General features: G+C 64.3%; 25 protein-coding genes. 15 read left to right on the top strand and 10 right to left on the bottom strand.

Features of this window, described 5'->3' with window-relative positions; translation table 11 throughout:
* Nucleotides 1–11: 11 nt before the first annotated feature.
* The 8 genes from NDY25_RS20125 to NDY25_RS20090 are packed head-to-tail and all read right to left on the bottom strand — an operon-like array spanning nucleotide 12 to nucleotide 7,432.
* Nucleotides 12–1,145 carry a hypothetical protein gene (locus NDY25_RS20125; RefSeq protein ID WP_168957888.1) on the bottom strand — a complete coding sequence of 378 codons (1,134 nt, stop codon included), beginning with the start codon at nucleotides 1,143–1,145 and terminating at the stop codon, nucleotides 12–14.
* The gene (locus NDY25_RS20120; RefSeq protein ID WP_256627646.1) at nucleotides 1,142–2,092 is read right to left on the bottom strand and encodes a glycosyltransferase; all 951 of its coding nucleotides are present in this window, start codon (nucleotides 2,090–2,092) and stop codon (nucleotides 1,142–1,144) included. Before NDY25_RS20120 ends, NDY25_RS20125 begins: the two co-directional genes overlap by 4 nt.
* The gene (locus tag NDY25_RS20115; protein WP_168957890.1) at nucleotides 2,089–3,342 is read right to left on the bottom strand and encodes an O-antigen translocase; all 1,254 of its coding nucleotides are present in this window, start codon (nucleotides 3,340–3,342) and stop codon (nucleotides 2,089–2,091) included. Before NDY25_RS20115 ends, NDY25_RS20120 begins: the two co-directional genes overlap by 4 nt.
* The gene (locus NDY25_RS20110) at nucleotides 3,339–4,451 is read right to left on the bottom strand and encodes a DegT/DnrJ/EryC1/StrS family aminotransferase (RefSeq protein WP_425510790.1); all 1,113 of its coding nucleotides are present in this window, start codon (nucleotides 4,449–4,451) and stop codon (nucleotides 3,339–3,341) included. Before NDY25_RS20110 ends, NDY25_RS20115 begins: the two co-directional genes overlap by 4 nt.
* Nucleotides 4,451–5,383: a GNAT family N-acetyltransferase gene (locus tag NDY25_RS20105; RefSeq protein ID WP_168957892.1), complete on the bottom strand. Its 933-nt coding sequence runs from the start codon at nucleotides 5,381–5,383 to the stop codon at nucleotides 4,451–4,453. The genes NDY25_RS20110 and NDY25_RS20105 overlap by 1 nt, the downstream gene beginning before the upstream one ends.
* On the bottom strand, nucleotides 5,370–6,323 hold the full coding sequence (locus NDY25_RS20100) for a hypothetical protein (protein WP_168957893.1): 954 nt from the start codon (nucleotides 6,321–6,323) through the stop codon (nucleotides 5,370–5,372). The genes NDY25_RS20105 and NDY25_RS20100 overlap by 14 nt, the downstream gene beginning before the upstream one ends.
* A gap of 3 nt (nucleotides 6,324–6,326) precedes the next feature.
* Entirely contained in the window at nucleotides 6,327–6,998 is a 672-nt protein-coding gene (locus tag NDY25_RS20095) for an acetyltransferase (protein ID WP_168957894.1), read from the bottom strand.
* Nucleotides 6,995–7,432: a sugar 3,4-ketoisomerase gene (locus NDY25_RS20090; RefSeq protein ID WP_168957895.1), complete on the bottom strand. Its 438-nt coding sequence runs from the start codon at nucleotides 7,430–7,432 to the stop codon at nucleotides 6,995–6,997. The genes NDY25_RS20095 and NDY25_RS20090 overlap by 4 nt, the downstream gene beginning before the upstream one ends.
* A gap of 308 nt (nucleotides 7,433–7,740) precedes the next feature.
* On the opposite strand from NDY25_RS20090, the gene NDY25_RS20085 reads away from it, so the two are divergent.
* From NDY25_RS20085 to NDY25_RS20020, 14 genes are all read left to right on the top strand, one after another.
* Nucleotides 7,741–8,355 carry a cytochrome b gene (locus NDY25_RS20085; protein WP_104551832.1) on the top strand — a complete coding sequence of 205 codons (615 nt, stop codon included), beginning with the start codon at nucleotides 7,741–7,743 and terminating at the stop codon, nucleotides 8,353–8,355.
* Between the two features lie 71 nt (nucleotides 8,356–8,426).
* Nucleotides 8,427–9,779 (top strand): cytochrome C, encoded by a 1,353-nt coding sequence (locus tag NDY25_RS20080; RefSeq protein WP_168957896.1) that lies wholly within the window; start codon nucleotides 8,427–8,429, stop codon nucleotides 9,777–9,779.
* 25 nt (nucleotides 9,780–9,804) lie between these two features.
* Nucleotides 9,805–10,194 carry a c-type cytochrome gene (locus NDY25_RS20075; RefSeq protein WP_168957897.1) on the top strand — a complete coding sequence of 130 codons (390 nt, stop codon included), beginning with the start codon at nucleotides 9,805–9,807 and terminating at the stop codon, nucleotides 10,192–10,194.
* A 282-nt stretch (nucleotides 10,195–10,476) separates the two neighbouring features.
* Nucleotides 10,477–11,241, top strand: a complete 765-nt coding sequence (locus tag NDY25_RS20070) for a TorF family putative porin (RefSeq protein ID WP_218973980.1) — start codon at nucleotides 10,477–10,479, stop codon at nucleotides 11,239–11,241.
* Nucleotides 11,242–11,304: 63 nt separating this feature from the next.
* The gene (locus NDY25_RS20065) at nucleotides 11,305–11,886 is read left to right on the top strand and encodes a sigma-70 family RNA polymerase sigma factor (RefSeq protein ID WP_006452988.1); all 582 of its coding nucleotides are present in this window, start codon (nucleotides 11,305–11,307) and stop codon (nucleotides 11,884–11,886) included.
* Nucleotides 11,883–12,542 carry a zf-HC2 domain-containing protein gene (locus NDY25_RS20060; RefSeq protein ID WP_168957899.1) on the top strand — a complete coding sequence of 220 codons (660 nt, stop codon included), beginning with the start codon at nucleotides 11,883–11,885 and terminating at the stop codon, nucleotides 12,540–12,542. The genes NDY25_RS20065 and NDY25_RS20060 overlap by 4 nt, the downstream gene beginning before the upstream one ends.
* Nucleotides 12,539–13,867, top strand: a complete 1,329-nt coding sequence (locus NDY25_RS20055) for a S8 family serine peptidase (protein WP_256627645.1) — start codon at nucleotides 12,539–12,541, stop codon at nucleotides 13,865–13,867. Before NDY25_RS20060 ends, NDY25_RS20055 begins: the two co-directional genes overlap by 4 nt.
* A gap of 10 nt (nucleotides 13,868–13,877) precedes the next feature.
* On the top strand, nucleotides 13,878–14,636 hold the full coding sequence (gene ccmC, locus NDY25_RS20050; protein ID WP_006452991.1) for a heme ABC transporter permease CcmC: 759 nt from the start codon (nucleotides 13,878–13,880) through the stop codon (nucleotides 14,634–14,636).
* A complete protein-coding gene (ccmD, locus tag NDY25_RS20045; protein WP_043911132.1) occupies nucleotides 14,633–14,839 on the top strand; it encodes a heme exporter protein CcmD in 207 nt (68 codons plus the stop codon). Before ccmC ends, ccmD begins: the two co-directional genes overlap by 4 nt.
* Nucleotides 14,836–15,306 (top strand): cytochrome c maturation protein CcmE, encoded by a 471-nt coding sequence (gene ccmE, locus NDY25_RS20040; RefSeq protein ID WP_095574646.1) that lies wholly within the window; start codon nucleotides 14,836–14,838, stop codon nucleotides 15,304–15,306. Before ccmD ends, ccmE begins: the two co-directional genes overlap by 4 nt.
* Before the next feature lie 63 nt (nucleotides 15,307–15,369).
* Complete coding sequence (locus tag NDY25_RS20035; protein ID WP_168957901.1) at nucleotides 15,370–17,358, top strand: heme lyase CcmF/NrfE family subunit; 1,989 nt, start codon at nucleotides 15,370–15,372, stop codon at nucleotides 17,356–17,358.
* The gene (locus NDY25_RS20030) at nucleotides 17,355–17,897 is read left to right on the top strand and encodes a DsbE family thiol:disulfide interchange protein (RefSeq protein WP_168957902.1); all 543 of its coding nucleotides are present in this window, start codon (nucleotides 17,355–17,357) and stop codon (nucleotides 17,895–17,897) included. Before NDY25_RS20035 ends, NDY25_RS20030 begins: the two co-directional genes overlap by 4 nt.
* Nucleotides 17,897–18,379 (top strand): cytochrome c-type biogenesis protein, encoded by a 483-nt coding sequence (locus NDY25_RS20025; protein WP_168957903.1) that lies wholly within the window; start codon nucleotides 17,897–17,899, stop codon nucleotides 18,377–18,379. The genes NDY25_RS20030 and NDY25_RS20025 overlap by 1 nt, the downstream gene beginning before the upstream one ends.
* A complete protein-coding gene (locus NDY25_RS20020; RefSeq protein ID WP_168957904.1) occupies nucleotides 18,379–19,095 on the top strand; it encodes a tetratricopeptide repeat protein in 717 nt (238 codons plus the stop codon). The genes NDY25_RS20025 and NDY25_RS20020 overlap by 1 nt, the downstream gene beginning before the upstream one ends.
* Before the next feature lie 701 nt (nucleotides 19,096–19,796).
* Here NDY25_RS20020 and NDY25_RS20015 read toward each other — a convergent pair.
* Together NDY25_RS20015 and NDY25_RS20010 are read right to left on the bottom strand one after the other, a co-directional pair.
* Nucleotides 19,797–21,869 (bottom strand): ATP-binding protein, encoded by a 2,073-nt coding sequence (locus tag NDY25_RS20015; protein ID WP_168957905.1) that lies wholly within the window; start codon nucleotides 21,867–21,869, stop codon nucleotides 19,797–19,799.
* Entirely contained in the window at nucleotides 21,856–23,370 is a 1,515-nt protein-coding gene (locus NDY25_RS20010) for an ATPase domain-containing protein (protein ID WP_168957906.1), read from the bottom strand. The genes NDY25_RS20015 and NDY25_RS20010 overlap by 14 nt, the downstream gene beginning before the upstream one ends.
* 256 nt (nucleotides 23,371–23,626) lie before the next feature.
* Here NDY25_RS20010 and NDY25_RS20005 point away from each other — a divergent pair, with 256 nt between their 5' ends.
* Nucleotides 23,627–23,971 carry a response regulator gene (locus NDY25_RS20005; RefSeq protein ID WP_043889761.1) on the top strand — a complete coding sequence of 115 codons (345 nt, stop codon included), beginning with the start codon at nucleotides 23,627–23,629 and terminating at the stop codon, nucleotides 23,969–23,971.
* Nucleotides 23,972–23,988 lie beyond the last annotated feature (17 nt).

Below are 23,988 nucleotides of genomic sequence, written 5' to 3'. Positions count from 1 at the left end.
GTTGCCGCGCACTACGCGGCAGCGCTAGATGCCGCATTGCGGCTGGGCAGCAACACGGTGCAGGCATGCAACACCAGACACAGCGCGATGAAGCCGAAGTTGGTCCAGGTGAATGCCTGCGGCGCGAACGGCGACATCAGGCAGGCATAGGCGAGGCGCAGGAAGATCAGCACATGAAAGATCGACAGCGAGCTGCTGAGCAGGCGCACGCTCCACACCAGGCCCGCATATAACGCCAGCAGCGCAATCAACGCGCCCGGCGCGCCCCAGGCCATCAGGAACGGGAAGAATTCCGTGCCCACATTGATATTGGGCGCATCCAGCGGAATGCTGGTGCCGGCGGTGGCGATCGAACCACTGAACGGCACCAGTTGATTGGCCAGAAAACTGGCGTTGACGTAGCCCTTGGCCAGAATCGCGCCGAAGTTGTACGGCCCGGCGCTGATGTACAGCAGCAGCCACTGCACGCCCTGCGGCATCGCGCGATACAACGCACTGAACGGCAAGGCGACCGTGGCCAACGAGCCGGAACGCAGTGCGCCCAGGATCGAAAACACCCCGCCCCCAGCCAGCACGAGCAGGCCAATGGTCTTCCACGGCAGGCGGCGCGCAGGATCGCGGCGCAACAGCATCACCAGCACGAACGAAAACAGTCCTGCAAAGATGCGGTTGCGGTCGATCACCACGATCGGGAATACGAACCCCAGCGTCACCATCGCCGCACGCAGCCCGCGGTGGCGCACGCACAGCAGCGCGATCGGCGGCAGGATCCAGCACATGTTGGAGATGTGCCGCACATGCGAGCGCAATGGGCTCAAGGTGGCGTACGAGGACGGATCGCTGAACAACGGAATCGGAAACAGCGCCACATCCACGATGCAGAACACCGTCACCATTGCCGCCAGCGTCATCACCACGAAGGCATCGCGCGTGCCGGCGTAGCGATAGTGGCGAAAGCGCTCCACGGCAGGCAGCTGCGTGCGTAGCAACGCATCCAGCACAAACGTTGCAGCGGCAGCGACCGCCAGCAGCGCGATGCCGTCCAGATAGTCGCCGGGCAGCGTGTAGGTCAGCAACGTCAGCGCGCAGCTGAGCAGCATCGGCAGCGCCAGATACGTCGCAGGCCGGCGCAACAGCGTGTTCATGCCGGCTCCACCGCGCTACGCGCATGCCTGGGCCGCCACCTGGCCGGCAACGACAACCAGGCATAGGCGAGCAGATGCCCGGTCACCCTGTGCGGCCGGCGCTGCAGAAATGCCACCTTGGCCGCGATGTAACGCGATTGCGCCCGCAGCAAGGTGCGCTCGGGCTCATCGAACAACTCCGCACAACGCAACGCCACCTGACGCGACTCGCTCAAGTTGGCAATCCGCGCACGCACGTTTGCGGTCTTGCTGAGGTTGTTGCCATGCAGACGGTACGCACAGACCGGCACGTCGACAAAACCAAGCGCGTTGCGTGCGGCCAGGCGCAGGAAAAGATCCCAGTCCTCGATCCGCAGCGATTCGTCCCACCCGGTGCGCGCATCGAAGGCACTGCGGCGCAGCAACGCCACCGCACCACTGACCGCCCACTGCTGGATCACCGCGCGGCGGATGCCCCGCTCTGAGCAGTACACACCGGTATCCACCCGATGCAGGTCGCGCATGGCGCTGCCGTGCAGCAGTCTTCCATGCTGATCGACCACGCAGGCATCGCCGATCACCGCCAGTTTTTGCGGATGCGCACGCAAGTAACGCACCTGCGCATCCAACCCGCCGGCCAACAGATAATCGTCGCTCGCGCCAAGACGCAGGTAGTCGCCACGCGCACGCAAGGCCAGCTCGTTGAGCGTGGCCGCCACACCGCGGTTGTCGCGTTGCACGAACTGCACCGGCAGCCGATGACCATGGGTGGCAATCCACTGCGCGATCTTTTCGCCCGTGGCGTCGCTGGAGCCGTCGTCGATGATGACGATCTCCTTGCACGGGTACGGGTCTTCCAACACGCTATCCAGGCACCGTTGCACGAAGCGCGCGTGGTTATAGGCAGGAATCAGCACCGACACCAGCGGCCAGCTCGCTCGCCCGCTCGGTTGGGTTTGATCGCTCATGCGGTCTGCACCAGATAGCGACGCACCACCACGATATTGAACAGCAGATACACCACGTAGTTGGCGACAAAGGCATACATCGCCCCGATCAGCCCGAACTGCGCCGTGAACAGATACACCAGCGCCAGATAGCTGGCGGCGAACACGCATTCGGAAATCACGAACAGCCGCGTCATCGCCTTGGCCAGCATCACGTACGACAGCACGAACGCGGCAATCTTGATCACATCGCCCAGCAACTGCGGACCATAAAGCGGTGCTGCTGCAGCGAATCGCGCATCGAACAGCAGCCAGGTGACCCAATCGCGGAGCATGTACACACCTAGCGCCATCGCGATCACCGCCGGCATCACATAGCGATACGCGGCCCGCAGCTCGCGCCCGAGCGCCGCACGATCGTGCAGGGAGGCCAGCTTGGGCAGGTAATACACGTTGATGGCGGTGGTGAAGAACAGCAGATAGGCATCCGACACCCGGCTGACGGCCTGCCAATAACCCACCTGCTGCCATCCGAAGTGCAACGCCAGATGATCGCGCACCAAAATGGCCACCAACTGGGGCACCAGCGTGGCGGTCAGCGTCATCGCCGAAAACGCGGCCAGCTTGCGCGTCATCGGCGCATCGAAACGCAGGCGCAACATCTCGCGTTGGAAATACGGGCTGCGTCGCAGTGCCGGCACGCCGGCCAACAACCACAGCACCTGGCCCAGCACCAGTGCCAGCAACGCGCCCTGCAGCTGCGCCCGGCTGGACAGCCACGCCACCAGCGCAACACTTAACACCGCGCCGCTCACCTGCACAAATGCCAGACGGCGAACATCCATGAAACCGTTGATCACCGCCAGGATGTAGTTGACCAAGGCAATGCCCAGCTGCGCGATCGCCAGCACGCAGATCAGCGGCCGATACGCTGCATCGCCCAACAGGCGCTCGGCGATCACGCCACTGAACAGCACCGCCAACACCGCCATGACGCAAGCCGCGCAGAAGGCGTACCAGAGCGCCGCGCTGAGCAAGCGTGCCAGTGCCGGTGCGTCGTTGCGATACTCGGCCACGTACTTGACGATGCCGGCGCTGATACCGCCGCCCGCCAACACCGCCAGCACCGACATCAGATTGAGAAACTGGCCCAAGCGGCCGACACCTTGTGGGCCGGCGTACACCGCCACCAACTTCACCACCACCAGCGCAGCCAGCAGCTTGGCCAGCGTCGCAACGCCGGTGTACGCGCTGCTACGCATCAGATTCATGCAGGGCTGCCGAACGATTGGCATGCGGCAATCACACGTTCCACCGACGCGTCATCCAGTGCCGGGCCCATCGGCAGACTCAGCACTTCACGATGCAGACCCTCGCTTACCGGCAGGCAGGCATCGCCCAGCGTGGTGTAGGCAGGCTGCCGATGCGGCGGCACCGGGTAATGGATCTGGGTGTGGATGCCCAGGCGCAGCAAATGCGCCTGCAAGGCATCGCGCTGCGGGCTGCGCACTACGAACAGATGCCAGACATGCTGTTCCTCGGCGACCACCGTAGGCAACGTGATCAGCGGATGCGCGATGCCTTGCAGATAGCGCTGCGCCACCGCGCGCCGACGCGCGATCTCATCCTCCAGATACCCCAGTTTGACCCGCAAGAATGCGGCCTGCATTTCATCCAGCCGTGAATTCACGCCCTGGCAGCTGTGGTGATATTTCACCTCCGAGCCATAATTGCGCAGCGCGCGAATGCGCTCGGCCAGGCGCGGATCCGAGGTCACCACCGCACCACCATCGCCGAGTGCGCCCAGGTTCTTGGTGGGAAAAAAACTGAACGCCGCCGCATCGCCGAAGGCACCGGCACGCCGCCCGTCCGCGCGCGCGCCATGCGCTTGCGCGGCATCTTCGATCAGCAGCAGCCCGTAGCGATGGGCAAGCGTTTGCAATGCGGCTATGTCGGCCAGCTGCCCATACAGATGCACCGCCATGATGGCGCGCGTGCGTGGCCCGATCGCCTTCTCCACACCGGCCGGGTCCATGTTGAAAGTCAGCGGATCCGGCTCCACAGGCACCAGCACCAACTGGTTCTGGCTGATCGCCAGAAAGCTCGCGATGAAGGTGTTGGCCGGCACGATGATCTCGTCGCCCTCGCGCAACACCCCCAGCTCGCGATAGCCGCGCAGGATCAGCGACAACGCATCCAGTCCGTTGCCCACGCCCACCGCATGCGCGGCGCCGCAGTAGCTGGCGAATTCTTCTTCGAATGCGGCCAGCTCCTGGCCGAGCACATACCAGCCGGCATCGATCACCCGCGCGGCAGCCACTTTCAATTCATCCGCGTAGCGCGCATTGACTGCACGCAAATCCAGAAACGGCACATCCATTACAACGTCCATCGATAGAAATCCTGCACCACGGCACGCGCGCCGAAGCGTTCCTTTTGTTCGACCAAGCCATCGTTGAGCACCTGCCCGCCCTGCTCGGTGGAGATACCGAAGCTGAAGTAATGGCGCTGCGCATACACCTCAGTGATCAGCTCGGCCAGCAGCAGGCTCAGCGCATCCAGCTGGCGACCGCATTCGGACACCGCCAGATACTGGGTGTGTACGCTGCGGCCGAAATCCAACACCAGTGCGGCGGCTACCAGCTGCCCCTCAGCGCGCGCTTCATGCAGCACGATCTGCTGCGGAAACCGGCTGTGCAGCAGCTGCAATTCGTCCAGCCGATGGGTCGGCGCCACACCGTGCCGTTGCAACACCTGGGTCAGCAAGGCATGAAACGCCTCCAGCTGCGTGCCGGTCTGGATCTGCACACCGGCCTTGCGCGCCTTGACCAGCGAACGCCGACGCTCGGCACTGAACGCGAACGGCTCGCGCAGCGCGATCACCGACGACAGGTCGCGCCGGAACAGCTGCGCGCCCAACCGATGCAAGGCATACAGATCTTCCTCGGCCGGATACGCATGAAACACATGCGGCACCGGCTTGTACACGATCTGGCGCACGGCGCGCGCGCGATAGTGCGCGGCAATCTGTTCGAATACCTGCAATGTAGCGCCCGCACGCAACGCCATCGACGACAACAAGCCCGCATAGGTCAACCCGGCGTGGCTGCTGACGCAATCGCCGTGCACGCTTGCCGGAAACACCGCCACCACCTCGCCGCCACGTTCGACCAGCAACGAGGCATCTACGAAGCGGTCGGCGTGATAGTCCATGTAGCCACGCCGATGCAACAGGTTGCCGTTGCGCGAGGACGCCACCAACGCGTCCCACGCAGGCGCATCGCTGGCGGCATATGGCCTAACCGAAAACATGGCGCCCCTGCAGGTCCACCGGCAACGCGGCCTCGGCCAGACCGAAGCCGGCCTGCCCCATTGCGTTGCCGTTGTAGAACATCAGCACGCGATCGTGCTGCTGGATCAACGCCGGGTAGCACAAGGTCTGCGCATCCCACCCATGGTCGGAGAGCTGCAGCCCCAGCTGACTGTCGTCGCGTTCCCAGTGCACGCCATCGCCGCTGAAGGCGATGCCCGGGAAGTAGCCGCCGTGCGTATCGCCGCGGGTGAAATACATCAGATAGCGATCGCCCAGGCGATACACGCGCGGGCGGCCGATGCGGTATTCGTCGTCGCGCGGACGCAGGCACACCACGTCGTCGCTGGGGATGTGGCGCAGATCGTCGGTCTCTGCGTAACGGATGTGGTAACGCGGATACGGCTGGCCGCCGATGGTTTCCCAATCGTCGCCCACCGCGTACCACAATCGCCAACGGCCATCTTCATAGCGGGCCGAATGCACCGCGGCAATGGTGCTGCGCCCGGGGGCGCGATCCAGCAGTGGCGTGTCCTGGCGGCGCTGAAAACTTTCGCCACCATCGCTGGAGACCGCAAGCCCGGTGAAGGCCAGGAACTTGGCCTTGGCCACACGCTGGAAGCCGACATAGAACATGTACAGACCATCCGGCCCGGCCACGACATCGCCCAGAATCATGCCGTTATCGTCGAAGCAGCCATCGCGGCCGATATCCAGCACCGGCTGTTTGCTGACACCGACGATCTGGGTCGGCGCATCGGCGCGCACGTCCACATAGCCGATCCGGCTCACACCCTGCGCATCGCGAAAACCTGCATAGACGCGTAGCACCTGCGCAGACAACCGATACGGCGTCGGCGTCAGCGCGGCATGCTGCATCCAGCCGCCCACGCCATCGCGCGCGACATCAAACACCAGGCCCCGCTTGGTCCAGGCGAACATGGATTAGAGCTCCACGTCGAAGCTGGACCTGCCGGCCACCGCACGCGCCGGCGAGCCCACATACACGCGCTCGGCTTCGGTATGCCGGGTGACCAGCGCGCCGGCGCCGATGATGTTGTCTGAAGCAATCCGCACCTTGTCGCTGAGCGTGGCATTGACGCCGATGAAACTGCCGCGCCCGATCTCGCAATAGCCGGAAATCACCGCATGCGAGGCGATGAACACATTGTCCTGCACCACCGTACGGTGGCCGATATGGTTGCCGCTCCACAGCACGCAGTTGTCGCCGATGCGGGTGAACGGCTGGATGACGTTGCCTTCGAAGATGAAGCAGTTGGCGCCGATCTGCGCATTGCGCCAGACGAACGCGCGCGAGCTGACATAGCTGGCGCAGCGGTAGCCGCGGCGCACCATGTCTTCGAAGAAGCGTGTGCGCAGGCGGTTGAGCTGCGTGGCCGGAATCGCCACGAAAACCTCGTACTGCTCGGGTGGATAGCGCTGTTCGAGTTCTTCGAATGCCACCACCGGCAGCTCGGCCAGCGTGGGCCGCAGCAGGAAGTCGCGCTCCACGCTGAAGGCGACCACGGTGTAATCGCTGTCGTGCTGGAAATACTCGCAGGCGATCTGCGCAAACTCGCCGTCTCCGATGATCACCAATGGCTTATGCATGCTCATGCTTCCAGCCTGCGTGCGTCGAGGCGATGTTCACCGCGCACTTCGCTCACGAATTCGTCGTAATCCAGAATGTAATCGGCCGGGTCGTAGAACTGGTCGGCCAGTACCATCAACACGCAGTCGGGGCTGAAGCGATACAGATCGCGCCACACCATGCGCCCGAGCAGCAGGCCTTGCGAGGGGTCGTCCAGCACCACTTCTTCCTGGCCATTGCCATCGCCCCTGTCCAGCAGAATCGTCACCGAGCCATGCAAGGCGACGGCGAGTTGATTGAGCTGGCGGTGCGCATGCTGGCCGCGGTGCACGCCGTCGCGGGTGCCGAACAGGTAATACACGCGCCGTATCTCGAACGGGACGTTGCGCTGCTGCTCCAACGAGATGAGCAGACCGCGATCGTCACCGTGGGTGTGCAACTGGATGCGTTCGATGGCCATGATTCGGGGGCGTAACCGCTGACTGCACGTAGTGCGACATGCCTGAGTGCACCGGGGTGCGCGAAAGGTTGCACCACGTCACGGCACTGCGAATCCATGTGCGCGCAAGCGCAGTTGCAGACGCGGCAGACGTGGATATGCACGGATTGCAGCGTAATGCCCACAGGGCAATGCAACCTTTAGCCGGCATCGCCGCACATATCGGTGCACGTTCACCTGGCCGCAGATCGGCCGGCGTGGGGAGCCAGGCCTGGCAGCGCACGACGCACTGCCGGAACCAACGACCAGCACCGGAGCACACCGACCAAATGCGTTCATCCCCTCAGGCGCCCGACACCGCCGCCACCGACAACGCCACTGTGCTGCCGCAACACGCGCCGCCGGTTGCGCAGGTCATTCCACTCCCCAAATCGATGCGCGTGCTGCACTGGCTGACGGTGCTGTGCCTGGCCATGGCCGCCACACTGATTTTGCTGCGCGCCGAACTGGAAGGACGCGCATTGCGTCAATGGCTGATGGAAGGCCATCGCCACTTCGGTTTGATGGTGCTCTTTCTTTTCGTCCTGCGTGTGGGTTTACGCATCCGCCTGCGCAAGCTGCCGCCCGGCCCGCCATCGCCGCTGCTCATGCGGCTGGCTGCAGGCGCCACCCATTTCGCGCTGTACGGCCTGATGGTTGCGTTGCCGCTGATCGGTTGGTCGTTGAGCAACGCCTACGCCAAACCGGTTTACCTGTTCGGATTGACGCTGCCGAATCTGGTCGCGCCGGACGAAGATCTGGCCGACACCCTGGGCACCTGGCACTTGAATGCCGCCTGGGTCTTGCTGGCCCTGGTGATCCTGCACATCGGCGCCGCGCTCTGGCATCACCTGGTGCTGCGCGATGGCGTGCTGCATCGCGTGCTGCCGAAAAAAGCCCGATGAATTCCCCCGAGTTGCCAGCCCTCCCCCGCTCCCGCAGCGCCGAACCCCGCACCGTCGAACAAGGACTTTCCATGCCTACTCCCCAGCCCGCCCCGCGTCGCGTTGCCGCCACGCGCACCGCCTCCCTGACGTCCTTGTTGTGCGTGTCCGGCCCGTTGTTGCTGCTGGCCAGCACGCAGGCGCAGGCGATCCCTTCATTCGCGCGCCAGACCGGTTCTTCGTGCGCAGATTGCCATGTCGGCTCCTATGGCCCCTCGCTCACGCCATATGGCATGCGCTTCAAGCTCGGCGGCTTCACCGATACCGATGGCAACGGCACCAAGATTCCGGTCTCCGGCCAGGTCACCTGGACGCGGAGCAATCCCAGCCGCGGCGACAGCAGCGCACGCATCAACGAAGCCGATCTGTATCTGGCCGGCCGGGTCAACGACCACATCGGCGGTTACTCCAAGATCCGCTCCAACAACGGCGGCAACGACACCTTTAACACCCAGTTGGACGATGTGGATCTGCGCTTCGTCAGCAAGCCGTTCCAGCTTGCCGGCAAGGACGCCATGGTCGGCGTCAGCGTCAACAACAACCCCGGCGTGTCCGATCCGATCCAGGTGCTGCCCAATGCATCGACCTTGAGCCCGGTTTCCAATGCAGGTTCGGCCAGCATGCTGAGTTCGTCGGCGCTGTCCAACCGCGTGATCGGCGCCAGCGTGTACGGCTTGTTCGACCGCAATTGGTACGGCGAAGTCGGCAGCTACAGCGCATTGTCCGCGGATGCGCAGGACCACCTGGGCTGGAACCCCAACAACGACCCGGGCAAGCTCAGCGACACCGGCTATGCGCGCTTTGCCTATATGAAGGACATGAAGCGGCAGTTCTTCTCGGCCGGCCTGACCGCGATGACCACCCGTCGCCAACGCCTGCGCACCGGCGGTCCCACCGATGACTTCACCGACCTGGGTTACGACCTGACCTATCAGTTCCTCGGCACCCGCGAGCACGTGTTGTCGCTGGCCTACGTCAACATCTACGAGCGCCGCAAGTACGGCAGCCCGCTGCAGCCGACCGACCCGAGCATGTCGCCGCGCGACCGCGGCAGCGTGCGCGACCAGAACATCAGCATGAACTACGCGTTCAAGCAGACCTACGGCGTGCTGGCAGCGCATCTGATCAACAGCGGCTCGTTCGATGTGGCGCGTTATCAGCCCTACGGCATTCCCGACACCACCGCCAATCTGATCCTGCTGTACTGGACCCCGTTCGGTAAGGAAGGCACCTACACCACCAACGCCAACGTGCGTTTCGCTGCCACCTGGTTCCGCTTCGACAAGTTCAACGGCAGCACCACCAACGTGTTCGGTGGCGGCAATCCAATCACCAACCCGCGCGATCTCGACACCTTCTCGTTGTCGGTCAATGTCTCGTTCTGATTCCCCCGCACGCGTAAGGACCCCCATGAAGTCACTCCACAAAACCTTGTTGTGCGCCCCGCTGGCCGGCCTGTTGTTGGCCGGCGCACTGCTTGCCCCGGCCGCCCGCGCGGCCGATGGCAAAGGCGTGTTCATGACCGAATGCGCCGAATGCCACAGCGCGGCCCAGGGCAAGAACAAGAAAGGCCCGTCCATGTTCGGCGTAGCCGGGCGCCCGGCCGCCAGCCTGGCCGACTACAGCAATTACTCCGATGCGCTCAAGGGCAGCAAGTGGCAGTGGACGCCCGCCCAGCTCAAGACCTATCTGTCGCAATCCTCGTCCAAGGCCCTGCCGGGGACCAAGATGAAGTACGAAGGCCTGGAGGATCAGAAAGAGCTAGACGCACTGATCGCCTACCTCAACACCCTGCACTGACCGTTGTCTGGCCGGCGGGCAGTGACCCCTGCCCGCCGGTAGCCGGGGCGCACTGCGCTTCGGGCGTCGCGCTGGCCGCGTTGCCGGCCGCGATTCCTTCGCGTATATGAACGGAACCGTCGTGCTCGCGGCGGTCTGCCCGACGCGATCAGGCACTATTGCGCCCCGCTCACCGTAGACGCTCATCCGTTGCCCCCTGTCTCGCCTGCCAGGTCGTCTCCCTTCCGAACGCGACGCCGTTGCGCCTGCGGCGGGCAGCCGTGGGACAGGCCACGCCCGAACATGCGGCGGCGGCACTGCACAACGGCCAGCGCCAACCCGCGTTGCCTGTGCCCGCACGTGCGCCGGCGCAACTCCACGTTGCGCCACTGCCTGCTGCTGGCCCTGGTCATCAGCCCCGGCGCCATGGCCGCCAATGTCGGCGGCGCGGTGGCACTGACGTCGCAGCTGATCGACCGTGGCATCTCGATCGCGCCCAACAAGGCCACGCTGCAGGCAGCCGGCTACTGGCTACCCTCGCCCGGCTGGTCGGTCTCCACCTCGGTCGCGCTGCAATCGCCCTCGCTGAGCAAGCCGGTGGCAGTCACCGCCCAGGCCGCACGCGCCTGGATGCTGGACGACCGCTGGCAGATGCAGGCCAGCCTGCTGTACTACGGCTACCCGACCAATCAGGCCACACGCACCTTCGACCGCCAGGAAGCCAGCCTGGCCTGGTCCTACCGCGACGTACTGACCTTTTCGTTGTCGGCGTTCAACTTCCCCCGCGCCGACCAGTCGCCGTGGAATCTGGCCATCGACGTCACTGCAAATATCCCGCTGCGCAACGATTTCGCCCTGTCGATCGGCGCCGGTTTGTCGCGTTTCCCGGCGATGGCCTACGGCGCCGCCGAGTCCGGCCGCTATCAGTACGGGCAATTGGGCCTGAAGTGGAGCCGGGCACGATGGACGCTGAAACTGGAACGCATCGTCACCAGCAGCAACACCCCACGCCTGCAGGGCGGCCCGGGCGAAACGCCCTGGCTGGGCACGGTCTCCACCACGTTCTGATCCAGCTGCAACCTTTTGCCCCCGAGCGGGCACTGACCTACGTCTTCTGCCGTGCCTGCCTCGATGAATGATTCCGACACCCTGGGTGATGCCACCGACCGCATGCTGCTGCGGCGCATGGCTGCGGGCGATCGTGCCGCCCTGGCGACCATGTACACCAGCTACCACGGCCGGCTGTGCCGGTTCCTGTCGCGGCTGACCCGCCGCCCGGACATCATCGAAGAAGCCATCAACGACTGCTTCTGGATCGCCTGGCAGAAAGCCGGCGACTTCCGCGGCGATTCGCAGGTGTCGACCTGGATCATGGGCATCGCCTATCGCTGCGGGCTCAAATGCCTGCGCCAGCATGACGGCGAGGCCATCGACGACACCGCCGTGGTGGAAGACCACGCCCCCAGCGCCGACGACAACGACGACCGCGAGCTACGCGACTGGCTCGACAAGGGCATGCAACGGCTCTCGCCGGACCAGCGAATGGTGATCGAACTGGTTTATGGCGTTGGCCACAAACTCGAAGAAGTCGCCGAAATCATGCAGTGCCCGGTCGGCACCATCAAAGCCCGGCTGTTCCATGCGCGGGTCAAATTACGCAATGTGCTGCCCGGCCTGGCCGGCGGCGCCCCTTACACGGAGACCATGCAATGAAGACGTTTTTCATCGCGCCTGGCAAGGAATGCTCGCACGCCTGGGAACTGATGCCCGCAGTATTGCTGGACAGTGCCACCGAGGAAGAGAACACCTGGCTGATCGCGCACGTGGCCAAATGTGCCTCGTGCAGCGCCGAATTCGCCCAGCAGAATCGTCTGCGGCAAGCGCTTGCACTGCCGTCGGCGGTCAAGCTGGACGCCAACGCCGGCCTGCTGCGCCTGCTCGGCCGCCTGGATGCGCCGGAACAGCACACCGCGCCGGCGGCACCGGTGCCGGCAGCACGCCGCTCCGGTAACTGGACGGTGCGCGCCCTGGCCGCCGCCGCCCTGGTGCAGGCCATTGGTCTTGGCGTCATGGGCGTCAAGCTGGCCGCGCCTGCGCCCTCGCACGACTACCGCACGCTCAGCAGCGCCACCGCCTTGCCGGTCCCGCAGGGTGCCATCCGCATGGTGCCCGACGCCAGGATGACCGTGGCCGACTGGGACAGCCTGCTGCATGCGCAGCAGTTGCAGGTGGTTGGCGGCCCCAATGAAATGGGCGCCTACACCGTGGTGCCTGTCGCACCGCAGCCGCCCGCCCAGCCGCAGCACACCGTGCAGCAGCTGCGTGCGAACCCGCGTATCCGCCTGGCCGAGATCGTGTCGGCACCATGAGCCGCTTCTACGTTATCGGCTTGATCGCCGGCTTCATCGGCCTGGGCAGCTGCACCTGCGTGCATGCCCAGGACACGCCCCAACATGCTGCGCAAGCTGTCGGCACCAGCACCGCGCCGGCGCAGGCCGATGCGCATACGCCCGATAGCAGCCGCGACATCCTGCTGGCGGTGGCCAACCCGCTTACCGCGCCGCCGGCACGCGCCGGCTCCAGCCTGATCGGCTACGCCTCCAGCTATTACGGCGCCGGCCAGAAGGCCGCCGTGCGCATGGAAGCCATCAAGCAGCGCTACTGGCTACGCGAAGTTTCCGGCTGGCCGATCACCTCGCTGGGCCTGTATTGCGCCGTACTGCAGCCGCCGGCTGGCGTATCGCGCGACGAGCTAGTCAGCGCGCTGGCCGACGACGAAGGCGTGGAGCTGGTGCAGCCGGTGCAGGATTTCTCGGTGTTCTCTGCCGATGCATCGGAAAAGACCACCTCGCTGTCCGGCTATAACGACCCGTACGTGGACATGCAACGCGGCTTCATCGCCACCGATGCGGCCAGCGCGCAGACCATTACCCAAGGCCGCGGCGTGGTGGTGGCGGTGGTCGACACCGGCGTGGACACCGCTCACCCCGATCTGAAGTCGCGCATCCGCGACGTGCACGATCTGGTCGACGACACCGCGCTCGCCACCAGCAGCGATTCGCACGGCACCGAAGTGGCCGGCATCATTGCTGCCGGCAGCAACAACCATCAGGGCATCGTCGGCATGGCGCCCAAGGCCATGCTGAGCATCTACAAGGCATGCTGGTATGCACCGGCCGTCGGTGCCACCGCCCGCTGCAACACCTTCACCCTGGCCAAGGCGCTGGCGGCGATCAACAACAGCTCCGCGCGCGTGATCAATCTGAGCCTGGGCGGCCCGGCCGATCCGCTGCTGAGCAAGATGCTGCTGCATCTGGTACAGCAAGGCCGCATCGTAGTGGCCGCGATGCCGCCGAACGGGCGCATGGATGGCTTTCCCAACGATGTGCCCGGCGTGCTGGTGGTGCGCAGCAGCAGCGCCACCGCCGCGATGCCCGGTGTGCTGAGCGCGCCCGGCAAGGACATCCTCACCACCCAGCCCAATGGCCGCTACGACTTCACCTCCGGCTCGTCGATGGCCAGCGCGCATGTCAGCGGCATGGCCGCGTTGCTGTTGTCGATGTCGCCGTCGATGGACGCGACCGGCTTGCGCGAACTGATGCAACGCACCAGCAAGATGTCCGACGGCCAGCTGCAGGTCAACGCCGGCGCTGCGGTCGACGCGCTGGCTTCGCACGCCAAACATTCCAACTGACGACACCGGCATGGCCAAGTGGATTCCCTTGTGGCTGCATAAACTCAGCTCGCCGCCCACGTTCTACCGCGTCGCCGGCATCGTGCGCCCGTGGGCGCTGGCGCTGGCGCTGCTGCTCGGCGCGGTGGCCGCTTACGGCGGGCTGGTACTGGCGCCACCGGATTACCAGCAGCACGATGCCTACCGCATCATCTTCATCCACGTGCCCAGCGCCTGGATGAGTCTTTTCATCTACGCGGCAATGGGCGTGTCCGCGTTCATTGCGCTGGTGTGGCGGATCAAGCTGGCCGAAGTGGTGACCATGGCCTCGGCGCCGATCGGCGCGGCCTTTACCTTCATCACCTTGTGCACCGGCTCGCTGTGGGGCAAGCCGATGTGGGGCACCTGGTGGACCTGGGATGCACGGCTCACCTCGGAGTTGCTGCTGCTGTTCTTGTATCTGGGTGTGCTCGGCCTGTATCACGCGGTGGAAGATCGCCGTCAGGCGATGCGTGCGGCCGGCTTGCTCGCCTTGGTGGGCCTGGTGAATCTGCCGATCGTGCATTACTCGGTGGTGTGGTGGAACACGCTGCATCAAGGCTCCACCGTGCGCCTGCTCGGCCCCTCCAAGATGGGCGCCGACATGCTGTGGCCGCTGCTGACGATGATGCTGGCCACCAAGTTTTATTACCTGGCCAGTCTGTTCGGCCGCGTGCGTGTGGACCTGCTCGCACTGGAAAGCGGCAAGGACTGGGCACGCCGCATCGTGTTGACGGAGCGCACCGCATGAACACCTTTCTGGCGATGGGCGGTTACGGCCACTACGTGTGGACCGCGTACGCGTTGTTCGTGCTTGTGTTGCTGGCCGATCTGGCAGCGCCGTGGTTACGTCGCCGCCGCCTGCCACGCGAATTGCGTGGCCAGCTGCAACGACAAACACCGCGACGTGCACGCGATCAGCCAGTTCCCACGCTGGAGCGGGACGCGCCATGAATGCAACGCGCAAGCAACGCCTTTGGCTGGTGATCGGCGTCATCGCCGCTGCCGCACTGGCGGTGACGCTGATCGTGCTCGCGCTGCAGCGGAACATGAGCTATCTGTTCACGCCCAGCCAGGTGCACGCCGGCGAGGCGGCCAGTTATCAGCAATTTCGCCTCGGCGGCATGGTCAAGGCCGGCTCGATCCAGCGCGCAACCGATAGCCTGAAAGTCAACTTCACTGTGATCGACAAGCACGCCGCAACGCAGGTCGAATACACCGGCATCCTTCCGGATCTGTTTCGCGACAACCAATCGGTGATCGCCAACGGACGCATGCAAGGCGGGCGCTTTGTCGCCAACGAAGTGCTGGCCAAGCACGACGAAACCTATATGCCCAAGGAACTCAAGGACGCGATGGCCGAAGGCCATGTCGGCAAGCCGATTCCCGCTGCCGCGGTGCCGCTGTCGGCGCCGCGTTGATGCCGCGCGCACCGTTTTCCACCACTTCCATGATCTTCCTTGGTTGCACGATGCGATTTGCCCATGACGCCTGAACTCGGCCAGATCGCACTGATCCTGGCGCTGCTGTTGTCGCTTGCCCAGGGCGTCTTGCCGCTGATCGGTGCCTGGCGTGGCAACTCCGCCTTGATGGGCATTGCACGGCCGGCAGCGGTAGGCCAGGCAGTGTTCGTGTGGATGGCGTTCGGCCTGCTCGCCTGGTCGCTGCTGTCGCTGGACTTTTCGGTGGCCTATGTCGCTGCCAACGCCAATATCGCCCTGCCCTGGTACTACCGCTTTGCCGCGGTGTGGGGCGCGCATGAAGGCTCGTTGCTGCTGTGGATCGCCATCCTTGCGACATGGACGGTGTTGCTGGCCGCCTTCAGCCGGCATCTGCCGCAGCATTTCGCCGCCCGCGTGCTGGCGGTGCTGGGACTGGTATCGGTGGGCTTTCTGGCCTTCATCCTGCTGACCTCCAATCCGTTCGGGCGGCTGTCGCCGATTCCGTTGGATGGCAACGAGCTCAATCCGGTGCTGCAGGACCCGGGCATGACCTTCCACCCGCCGGTGCTGTACACCGGTTACGTCGGCTTCTCGGTGGCGTTCGCGTTTGCGGTGGCGGCGCTGCTGGGCGGCGAGCTGGAACAGGCCTGGGTACGCTGGGCGCGGCCGTGGACCAACGTGGCCTGGGCCTGCCTCACCGCTGGCATCGTCGCCGGCAGCTGGTGGGCGTACGCGGAACTGGGCTGGGGCGGCTGGTGGTTCTGGGACCCGGTGGAAAACGCCAGTTTCATGCCGTGGCTGGTCGGCACGGCGTTGATCCACACCCAGGCGGTCACCGAAAAACGCGGCAGCTTGCGTGCTTGGACGATTCTGCTGTCGATCCTGGCGTTCTCGCTGTCGTTGCTGGGCACCTTCCTGGTGCGCTCGGGCGTGCTCACCTCGGTGCATGCGTTTGCCGCCGATCCGCGCCGCGGCCTGTACATCCTCATGTTCCTGGTGGCCGTGGTCGGCGGCTCGCTGCTGCTGTACGCCTTGCGTGCACCCAAGATCGCCAGCGGCAAACCGTTCGCCGCCGCCTCGCGCGAGACGGCCATTTTGATCGGCAATCTGCTGCTTACCGTGGCCGCCGCGATGGTGTTGCTGGGCACCTTGTTCCCGCTGATTGCCGACGCGTTCGGACTGGGCAAGGTGTCGGTCGGCCCGCCCTACTTCGGCTTGCTGTTTCCGTTGCTGATGCTGCCGGTGGTGCTGTTGCTGCCGTTCGGCCCATATCTGCGCTGGGGCAAGGCCGAGGCCGCACCGTTGAAGGCACTGGGCACGCGCGCCGGCATCGCCGCGATTGCGTGTGCGTTGGTCGGCAGCCTCTTCGCTGATGGCCAGATCAGGGCGATTGCCGGCATCGGCGTCGCGGCGTGGGTGGCCGCCGGCACCGCGTTGTACATGCACAAGCGCTGGCGCGAAATGCCGCGCGGCCGACGTTTTCCGGCCGAAATGGCCGGCATGTTGCTCGCGCATGCCGGCGTGGCGGTATTCGTTGCCGGCGTGCTGGTGTCCGAAAGCCTGTCGGTCGAACGCGACGTGCGGCTGGCGCCTGGCGAAAGCGCCCAGATCGCCGGCTACGCATTCCGGTTTGACGGCGTGCAACTGATCGATGGGCCGAACTGGAAGGCCGAACAAGGCAGCGTGCAGGTCAGCCGCGATGGCAAGGTGATCGCGCGGCTGCATCCGCAAAAACGCCTGTACAGCAGCGAACGCATTCAGACCGAATCGGCGATCGACCCCGGCATCACCCGCGATCTGTACGTCGCACTAGGCGAGCCGCTGGACGATCAACACATCGAATACGACTGGACGCTGCGGCTGTACTACAAACCCTTCATCCGCTGGATCTGGGCCGGCGGCCTGCTGATGATGCTGGGCGGTTTTGTCAGCGCGTGCGCGCGTCGTTTTCGTGCGCCTGCCGTCGCCGGCAAGGCGGCCACCTCGCCAGCACACGATGCCATCGTCACTGCGCAGGAATCGCCCGCATGAACCGTCTGCTGCCCTTGCTGGGTTTCCTGTTGCTGGCGGCGCTGTTCGGCTTCGGCATTTACTGGACGATGCAACACAATCCGCGCGATGTGCCCTCACCGTTGATCGGCAAACAAGCGCCAGCGTTCTCGCTGCCAAGGCTGGATCAACCCGAACAACAGGTCAGCCGCGACCAGCTGCTGGGCAAACCGTATGTGCTCAACGTGTTCGGCAGCTGGTGCGCCGAATGCGTGCACGAACATCCGGTCTTGATGGCGCAGGCCAGCCGGCTTGGCGTGCCGCTGATCGGCTACAACTATAAAGATGCACCCGCCGATGCCACGGCCTGGCTTGCGCAGTACGGCAACCCGTATGCCGTAGTGATTGCCGACGAGGCCGGTCAGACAGCGATCGATTTCGGCGTCTACGGTGCGCCGGAGACGTTTCTGATCGATGCCCAAGGCGTGATCCGCTACAAGCACATCGGCGTGCTCACACCCGATGTCATCAACGACACACTGCTGCCGGCCATCGCCGCGCTACCCAAGGGCGCGCAGTGATGCCGGCTCGCCCCTGGTGGCACTGGCACTGGCGCATGCAAGGCCGGCAACTGCGCTTGCTGCTGGTGTTGCTGCTTGGCGTGCTGCTTGCACCGCCGCTGGCGGCGCAGGCAGTGGACCCGCTGCCGTTCAAGAACCGCAGCGAGGAAGCGCGTTACCAGCGTCTGACCGCACAACTGCGCTGCCTGGTGTGCCAGAACGAAAACCTGGCCGACTCCAACGCCGCGCTCGCACGCGATCTGCGCCATCAGGTGTTCGCGCAGATCCAGGCCGGCCACAGCGATGCGCAGATCAAGCAGTACATGGTCGAGCGCTATTCGGATTTCGTGCTGTACGACCCGCCGGTCAAACGCGGCACCTGGCTGCTGTGGTTCGGCCCGCTGCTGATGCTGGGTGCCGGTGCAGCCGTGGTGATCCACACCGTGCGCAAACGTGCGCGTGCCGGGACACCGGTGGCACCGCAAGCTGAGGAAGAGTGGTGATGACCGGTTTTTATTTGATAAGCGCGGCGTTGGTGGTGATCGCGCTGCTGTTGTTGCTGGTGCCACTGCTGCGCCGGCCAACGCGCCATCGCAGCACACGCTATGCATTGCCGATTGTGCTGGTGCTCGGCTTGCCGATCGCCACCGCCGGCCTGTATCGCATGGTCGGCGCGCCCGACGCCATCGCAACGCGCGTATACGCTAGGCCAGCGCAACAGACAGTGCAGGCGACGCCTGAGGCGACTGCTGCAAGCAGCACGCAAGCACAAACACCAGCCATCAGTCCGGCTGAAGAAGCACAACTGCGGGCGCTGGACGCCTGGATGCAGCAAGCCAAGGCGCACGAGCAGGAAAACCGTTCGGCCGACGCTCGCGATGCCTATGCGCAAGCACTCAAGCTCGCCCCCGACAACAGCGCCGCCATTGTCGGCTGGATCGCAGCAGACATGGGCACGCGCAGCGATTTCGCCATCGACGCCGCATCGCGCACGCGCCTGCAACAGGTGATCGCACGCGAGCCGGATCATCAACGCGCCCTGTGGCTGCTCGGCATCAGCGACTTCCAGCAGCAGGACTACAGCGCCGCCACCGAACACTGGCGCCATCTGCACAGCTTGCTGGACACCGGCTCGGCGATGCAGAAAGCGGTCGCGGAAAAAATCGCCGTGGCCGAATCGCTGGCGAGCGCGCGGCAGGCCAAACGCGCTGCTCGCTAGTAACGGCTGACAAAACCCACTTCGCGGCCATCAGGCGGGCGCCGCTGCGCTCGGTGCGCGTATGCCACGCGTAGATACCGCAACTGAGTGCGCCATCCACACCTGGCTACCCATTGCTCGTGACGTTCTCCAGGCATTTCGAGATCGTGAGATCTTGGTTGTCTTGAAAGATTGGACGCGATGAGTGCGTAGATTGCAGAGCGGATGATCTGTGGCTTGGCTGCAGGGCCCTTGCCCGCCCACCATCGCGGGACACGCCGCAAGTACGTCCGTGTAGGCTCTTACGCGGCATCCATGCCGCGTAAGGTCCCGCGACGGTGGGCGGGCAAGGACCAGTCGAGATGGTCGGTATGCTTAGCTCTTCTCAAAGCGACCAGCAAACTGTCTGGCGCGGTGTCCTCACCGCTTGCGGGACCGTGTGGCGGCATGGATGCCGCCACCGAGCCCCCAGGGATGGGTTCACGGCGTGTCCCGCGAGCGGTGAGGACATCGCGCCCTCGACTGACTCACTGGCTGCGGCCGTCCGCTTGAGGGCGAACGCCTCACTTGCGAAATCAGCGGTTCGAGATCTTCCACAGCGATGGGAATCCGTTTGCGATTTGCCATGTCGGCAACTCTCACCATCGATACAATTTGTTAGCGGCTCGGAAGCCATGGGTAATCCACAACACAATGCACGTGGGGTCAAACGCGCTCAGCACTCAGGCCGAAGGCCCCAGCACTTCGTGCAACTTGCCGCTGAATTCGCCCAGCGTAAAAGGCTTGGCGATCATGCTCATGCCTTCGCCCAGAAATTCGCCACGATCGCGCGCGGTTTCCGCGTAGCCGGTCATGAAGATCACCGGCAGATCGCGACGCGACTGGCGTGCGATTTCCGCCAGCTGGCGCCCATTGAGTCCAGGCAAGCCGACGTCGGTCACCAGCAAATCGATCCGTCGGTGCGAGGCTAGAATCGGTAGTGCGGCATCTGCATCGGCGACCACATCGGCCTCGTAGCCCAATTCGTTGAGCAGCTCGGTGACCAGCAAGCGCACCTGCTCGTCGTCTTCCACCACCAACACCTGCTGGCCTTTCCCGGTGACCACCGCACCGGCCTGCGGCAGCGGCTGCGCTGGCTGGAGATGCACGCCCGCCGGCAGATAGAGACTGACGGTGGTGCCCACGCCCATCGTCGACTCCACCCACACCTGCCCGTTGGACTGCTGCATGAAGCCGTAAATCATCGACATGCCCAGGCCGGTGCCCTGCCCGATCGGTTTGGTGGTGTAGAACGGCTCGAACACGCGCTCCAGCACATCCATCGGCATACCGGTACCGCTGTCGGTGACCGACACCACCGCATAATTGCCCGGCGCCAAGGTCACGCCACGGCCAAGTTCGAGCGGCTGCGCATCGACCAGCAGATGACGCGTGGCGATCCGTAATTGACCACCACCGGGCATGGCATCGCGTGCGTTGATCGCCAGATTGAGCAGTGCGCTCTCCAGCTGGTTTTCATCGACATAGGCCTGCGGCATGTTGGCGTGCAGATCGGTTTCCAACCGCACCGATTCGCCCAGCGTGCGCGCCAGCAATTCCTGCAGCGACACCACCAGATCGTTCAGATGCAGATGGCGCGCTTCCAGCGACTGCCGGCGCGAAAATGCCAACAACCGCTGCGTCAGCGCGGCAGCCCGCAATGCCGAAGCCGAAGCCACATCCAGGAAGCGGCCCAGTCCTTCGGTGCGGCCTTGATCGATACGCAGGCGTGCCAGATCCAGCGCGGACAAAATACCGGTAAGCATGTTGTTGAAGTCGTGCGCGATACCGCCGGTCAGCTGGCCCACCGCCTCCATCTTCTGCGCCTGACGCAACGCCGCTTCACTGGATTCGCGCGCCTGCATCTGCTGCTGCAACTCGGCGGTGCGCTCGGCGACCTTGACCTCGAGCAGATTGGCCTGCTGCTGGATCGATTCCAACGCCAGCGTGCGTGCAGTGATGTCGGTGGCGAACACATGAAAGCCATCCACCACGCCATCTGCGTCCAGGCGCGGCATATAGCGGATTTCCGCATCGCGTCGGCGCCCATCGGCATGCGGCCAACTGGTTTCCACCGTCAATGCCTGCCCGGCCAGCGCCGCCTCGATCCAGGCACGCCGCTCCGCCACCACTGCCGACCCGACTACATCCACCAGTGGCCGCCCGATCACATTGGCAGGCGGCACCCCGATCCAGTCTTCGTACGAGCGATTGGCAAAGCGATAGATCAGGTTCTTGTCGATGAAGGCAATCAACACCGGCAACGCGTCGGTGACGCGACGCAATTCGGCTTCGCTCAGCGCCAGTGCGGCCTTGCTTTCGGCCAGCTGCGCCATCTGGTCGCGGATGACGAACTGCTTCTGCCGCGAGCGCAACGCGGTGGAAATGGCGCTCAGCAACGAGGCCGAACTCAATGGCCGCTCCAGCTCGATGACGTTGGTCACCTCGGCCGGCAACGTGCCCTGACGCCCGCTATGGGTGCCGCGCGGCGCACGCAGCAGCACGAATGGAATGTCCGACCACGCGGCCTGGCCATGCAACATCTGCGACAACTGCTGCAGGTCGCCGCCAACGGCCTCTTCGGTCAGCACCACCACGCCCGAGGTATCGAGCAGATCACCCGCCAACGCCGCCAGCGAGGCATAGACCCGGCGCGTCAGCCCGCGTTGGCCAATGATGTCGGCGATGCTTTCCGCATCGCGCCCGAACGGCGCAATGATGTGGACAATAGAGCCGTCTAGGTCACAGGTGGTCAAGTGGACGATCCAGCAACGGCGCATCGTCTCCGACAAATTGCGGAGTACCGGTCAGCACACCGTGGAATTTCTCCAGCGGCTCGCTCAAATGGATCCCGCCGCTACCGATGCGCAACTCACGGATCGAATCCTCATGCGCGCCGCTGCGATTCTTGATCACCGACAAGGCCTTGCGAATGCGTCCTTGCGCTTCGAAGAAGCGGAACAGGACGACGGTATCGGCCAGGTACGAAATATTGAGATTGCCGGTTGACATCGTGCCCACCAGACCATGCTGCGGGTTGACCAGAAACGTGGTCACGCCGCTCTGGTTGAGATACGACAACAGCTCGTGCATCTGCAGCATCAGCTGCTTTTCCTGCGGCATCGACGAAAGATAGCCGTTGAGGCTGTCGATCACCAACACGCGGCATTGACGTTCTTCGACACTGGCACGCACTGCCCAGGCAAACTCGCCCGGTGTCAGTTCGGCCGGGTCCATCTGATGCAGTTCCAGCAGACCCGAGTCCAGATGCTTACGCAGATCCATGCCCAGGCTTTCGGCGCGCGTCAGCAAGGTGCCGGTGCGCTCATCGAACTCTAGGATGCAGCAGTGCTCACCGCGCTCGCAGGCAGCGGCAACGTACTGCAGCGCGATATTGGTCTTGCCCGAGCCGGCCGGCCCGGTCAGCAGCGTGCTGGTGCCACGCAGCGGCCCGCCATACAGCAACGCATCGATGCGCTCGACGCCGCTGGACACCGCATCGCCAATGAACGGCACGTGGTGATCGGAGGCGATCAGGCGCGGGTAGATGCGCATGCCACCGGTGGTGATGGTCAGGTCGTGATAGCCGGCGACAAAATCCACACCACGCAATTTCTGCACCTGCATGCGCCGACGTGCCGCGCCGAAATCCAGCGTCATGCGCTCCAGCGAGATCACGCCATGGCACAGGCTGTGCAGATGCGCATCGCGCTGACCATTTTCGCCGGTGAGATCGTCCACCAGAAACACGGTGATGTTGCGCGGAGAAAAGAACTGCTTGAGCGCCAACACCTGCCGCCGGTAGCGCAGCGGATCCTGCGCCAGCAGGCGCAACTCGGACAGCGAATCGAACACCACACGGGTCGGCTTGATCCGGTCCACTTCGGACTGGATGAGCTTGATGGTGCCGTCCAGTTCCATTTCCCATGGATGCAGGATCGACTGCTGGCGCCCGTCGCCCAGAAACGCCTCGGCCGATGCCAGCTCGAAGATATTCAGCGCATCCAGCGTCCAGTCGTGCGAGGTCGCCACCTCGTTGAGCTCGTCGATGGTCTCCGACAAGGTCACGTACAGGCAGCTCTCGCCCTTGGCTGCGCCGTCGAGCAAAAACTGCAACGCCAACGTCGTCTTGCCCGACCCCGGCTGGCCCTCCAGCAGATACAGCCGATTGGGCGGTAAGCCACCGCGAAGGATGGTATCCAACCCCTCGGTACCCGTGGTGATGCGTCTTGCGATCGTCGGCTTCAAATTTCCCATAACCTTCAATTTATCACGCGCACGTGATAGCCCGATGCGTACGACTGAATTGATCAGCTTGCTTGCGCGGACCTTTTGCTCACAGCTTGCGTTTGCTGCTGCCATTGCGCGCTCAACCGAGTTTTTCGGCAATGCCTTTATGACAAATCCGACGCTCCCGTCACATCCGCCAGCCTAGCGTTGCGCATGAAGTACATCGCGTTGTTGCGATTGTTCAAGGATAGCGGTGAATCACGCAGCAAGCACCAGACGCATCCTGTTGGTCGAAGACGACGATGCGATCCGCGCCATGACCGAAGATATCCTGGGTGACGAGGGTTACCAAGTCGTCGCCACCGCCGATGCCGAGCATGCGCTGGAACAGCTCAACACGGCGCGCCCGTTCGACCTGTTGCTCTCGGATATCTGCCTGCCGGGCATGAACGGTCGTGACCTGGCCGACGAGGCCCGGTTTCTTTATCCGGCATTGCCCATCGTGTTCATGACCGGCTATGCAGGCGCCATTGCCAAGCGTGCCGACTTTCTGGATACCGGCATGCGATTGCTGACCAAACCGTTCTCGTTGCGCGATCTGCTGGGTATCGTGCAGACCACGATGTAAGCGAGCGGAGCAATTGC

The sequence above is a fragment of the Xanthomonas hortorum pv. pelargonii genome (assembly GCF_024499015.1).
Lineage (GTDB): Bacteria > Pseudomonadota > Gammaproteobacteria > Xanthomonadales > Xanthomonadaceae > Xanthomonas > Xanthomonas hortorum_B.
Note: the sequence above shows the minus strand (reverse complement) of the source record. Positions and strands in the feature narration are given on the sequence as shown.

Excerpts from the sequence above, each read along its gene's own strand:
- NDY25_RS20125 (WP_168957888.1), bottom strand. The coding sequence starts at position 1,145 with ATGAACACGCTGTTGCGCCGGCCTGCGACGTATCTGGCGCTGCCGATG.
- NDY25_RS20120 (WP_256627646.1), bottom strand. The coding sequence starts at position 2,092 with ATGAGCGATCAAACCCAACCGAGCGGGCGAGCGAGCTGGCCGCTGGTG.
- NDY25_RS20115 (WP_168957890.1), bottom strand. The coding sequence starts at position 3,342 with ATGAATCTGATGCGTAGCAGCGCGTACACCGGCGTTGCGACGCTGGCC.
- NDY25_RS20110 (WP_425510790.1), bottom strand. The coding sequence starts at position 4,451 with ATGGATGTGCCGTTTCTGGATTTGCGTGCAGTCAATGCGCGCTACGCG.
- NDY25_RS20105 (WP_168957892.1), bottom strand. The coding sequence starts at position 5,383 with ATGTTTTCGGTTAGGCCATATGCCGCCAGCGATGCGCCTGCGTGGGAC.
- NDY25_RS20100 (WP_168957893.1), bottom strand. The coding sequence starts at position 6,323 with ATGTTCGCCTGGACCAAGCGGGGCCTGGTGTTTGATGTCGCGCGCGAT.
- NDY25_RS20095 (WP_168957894.1), bottom strand. The coding sequence starts at position 6,998 with ATGAGCATGCATAAGCCATTGGTGATCATCGGAGACGGCGAGTTTGCG.
- NDY25_RS20090 (WP_168957895.1), bottom strand. The coding sequence starts at position 7,432 with ATGGCCATCGAACGCATCCAGTTGCACACCCACGGTGACGATCGCGGT.
- NDY25_RS20085 (WP_104551832.1), top strand. The coding sequence starts at position 7,741 with ATGCGTTCATCCCCTCAGGCGCCCGACACCGCCGCCACCGACAACGCC.
- NDY25_RS20080 (WP_168957896.1), top strand. The coding sequence starts at position 8,427 with ATGCCTACTCCCCAGCCCGCCCCGCGTCGCGTTGCCGCCACGCGCACC.
- NDY25_RS20075 (WP_168957897.1), top strand. The coding sequence starts at position 9,805 with ATGAAGTCACTCCACAAAACCTTGTTGTGCGCCCCGCTGGCCGGCCTG.
- NDY25_RS20070 (WP_218973980.1), top strand. The coding sequence starts at position 10,477 with ATGCGGCGGCGGCACTGCACAACGGCCAGCGCCAACCCGCGTTGCCTG.
- NDY25_RS20065 (WP_006452988.1), top strand. The coding sequence starts at position 11,305 with ATGAATGATTCCGACACCCTGGGTGATGCCACCGACCGCATGCTGCTG.
- NDY25_RS20060 (WP_168957899.1), top strand. The coding sequence starts at position 11,883 with ATGAAGACGTTTTTCATCGCGCCTGGCAAGGAATGCTCGCACGCCTGG.
- NDY25_RS20055 (WP_256627645.1), top strand. The coding sequence starts at position 12,539 with ATGAGCCGCTTCTACGTTATCGGCTTGATCGCCGGCTTCATCGGCCTG.
- ccmC (WP_006452991.1), top strand. The coding sequence starts at position 13,878 with ATGGCCAAGTGGATTCCCTTGTGGCTGCATAAACTCAGCTCGCCGCCC.
- ccmD (WP_043911132.1), top strand. The coding sequence starts at position 14,633 with ATGAACACCTTTCTGGCGATGGGCGGTTACGGCCACTACGTGTGGACC.
- ccmE (WP_095574646.1), top strand. The coding sequence starts at position 14,836 with ATGAATGCAACGCGCAAGCAACGCCTTTGGCTGGTGATCGGCGTCATC.
- NDY25_RS20035 (WP_168957901.1), top strand. The coding sequence starts at position 15,370 with ATGACGCCTGAACTCGGCCAGATCGCACTGATCCTGGCGCTGCTGTTG.
- NDY25_RS20030 (WP_168957902.1), top strand. The coding sequence starts at position 17,355 with ATGAACCGTCTGCTGCCCTTGCTGGGTTTCCTGTTGCTGGCGGCGCTG.
- NDY25_RS20025 (WP_168957903.1), top strand. The coding sequence starts at position 17,897 with ATGCCGGCTCGCCCCTGGTGGCACTGGCACTGGCGCATGCAAGGCCGG.
- NDY25_RS20020 (WP_168957904.1), top strand. The coding sequence starts at position 18,379 with ATGACCGGTTTTTATTTGATAAGCGCGGCGTTGGTGGTGATCGCGCTG.
- NDY25_RS20010 (WP_168957906.1), bottom strand. The coding sequence starts at position 23,370 with ATGGGAAATTTGAAGCCGACGATCGCAAGACGCATCACCACGGGTACC.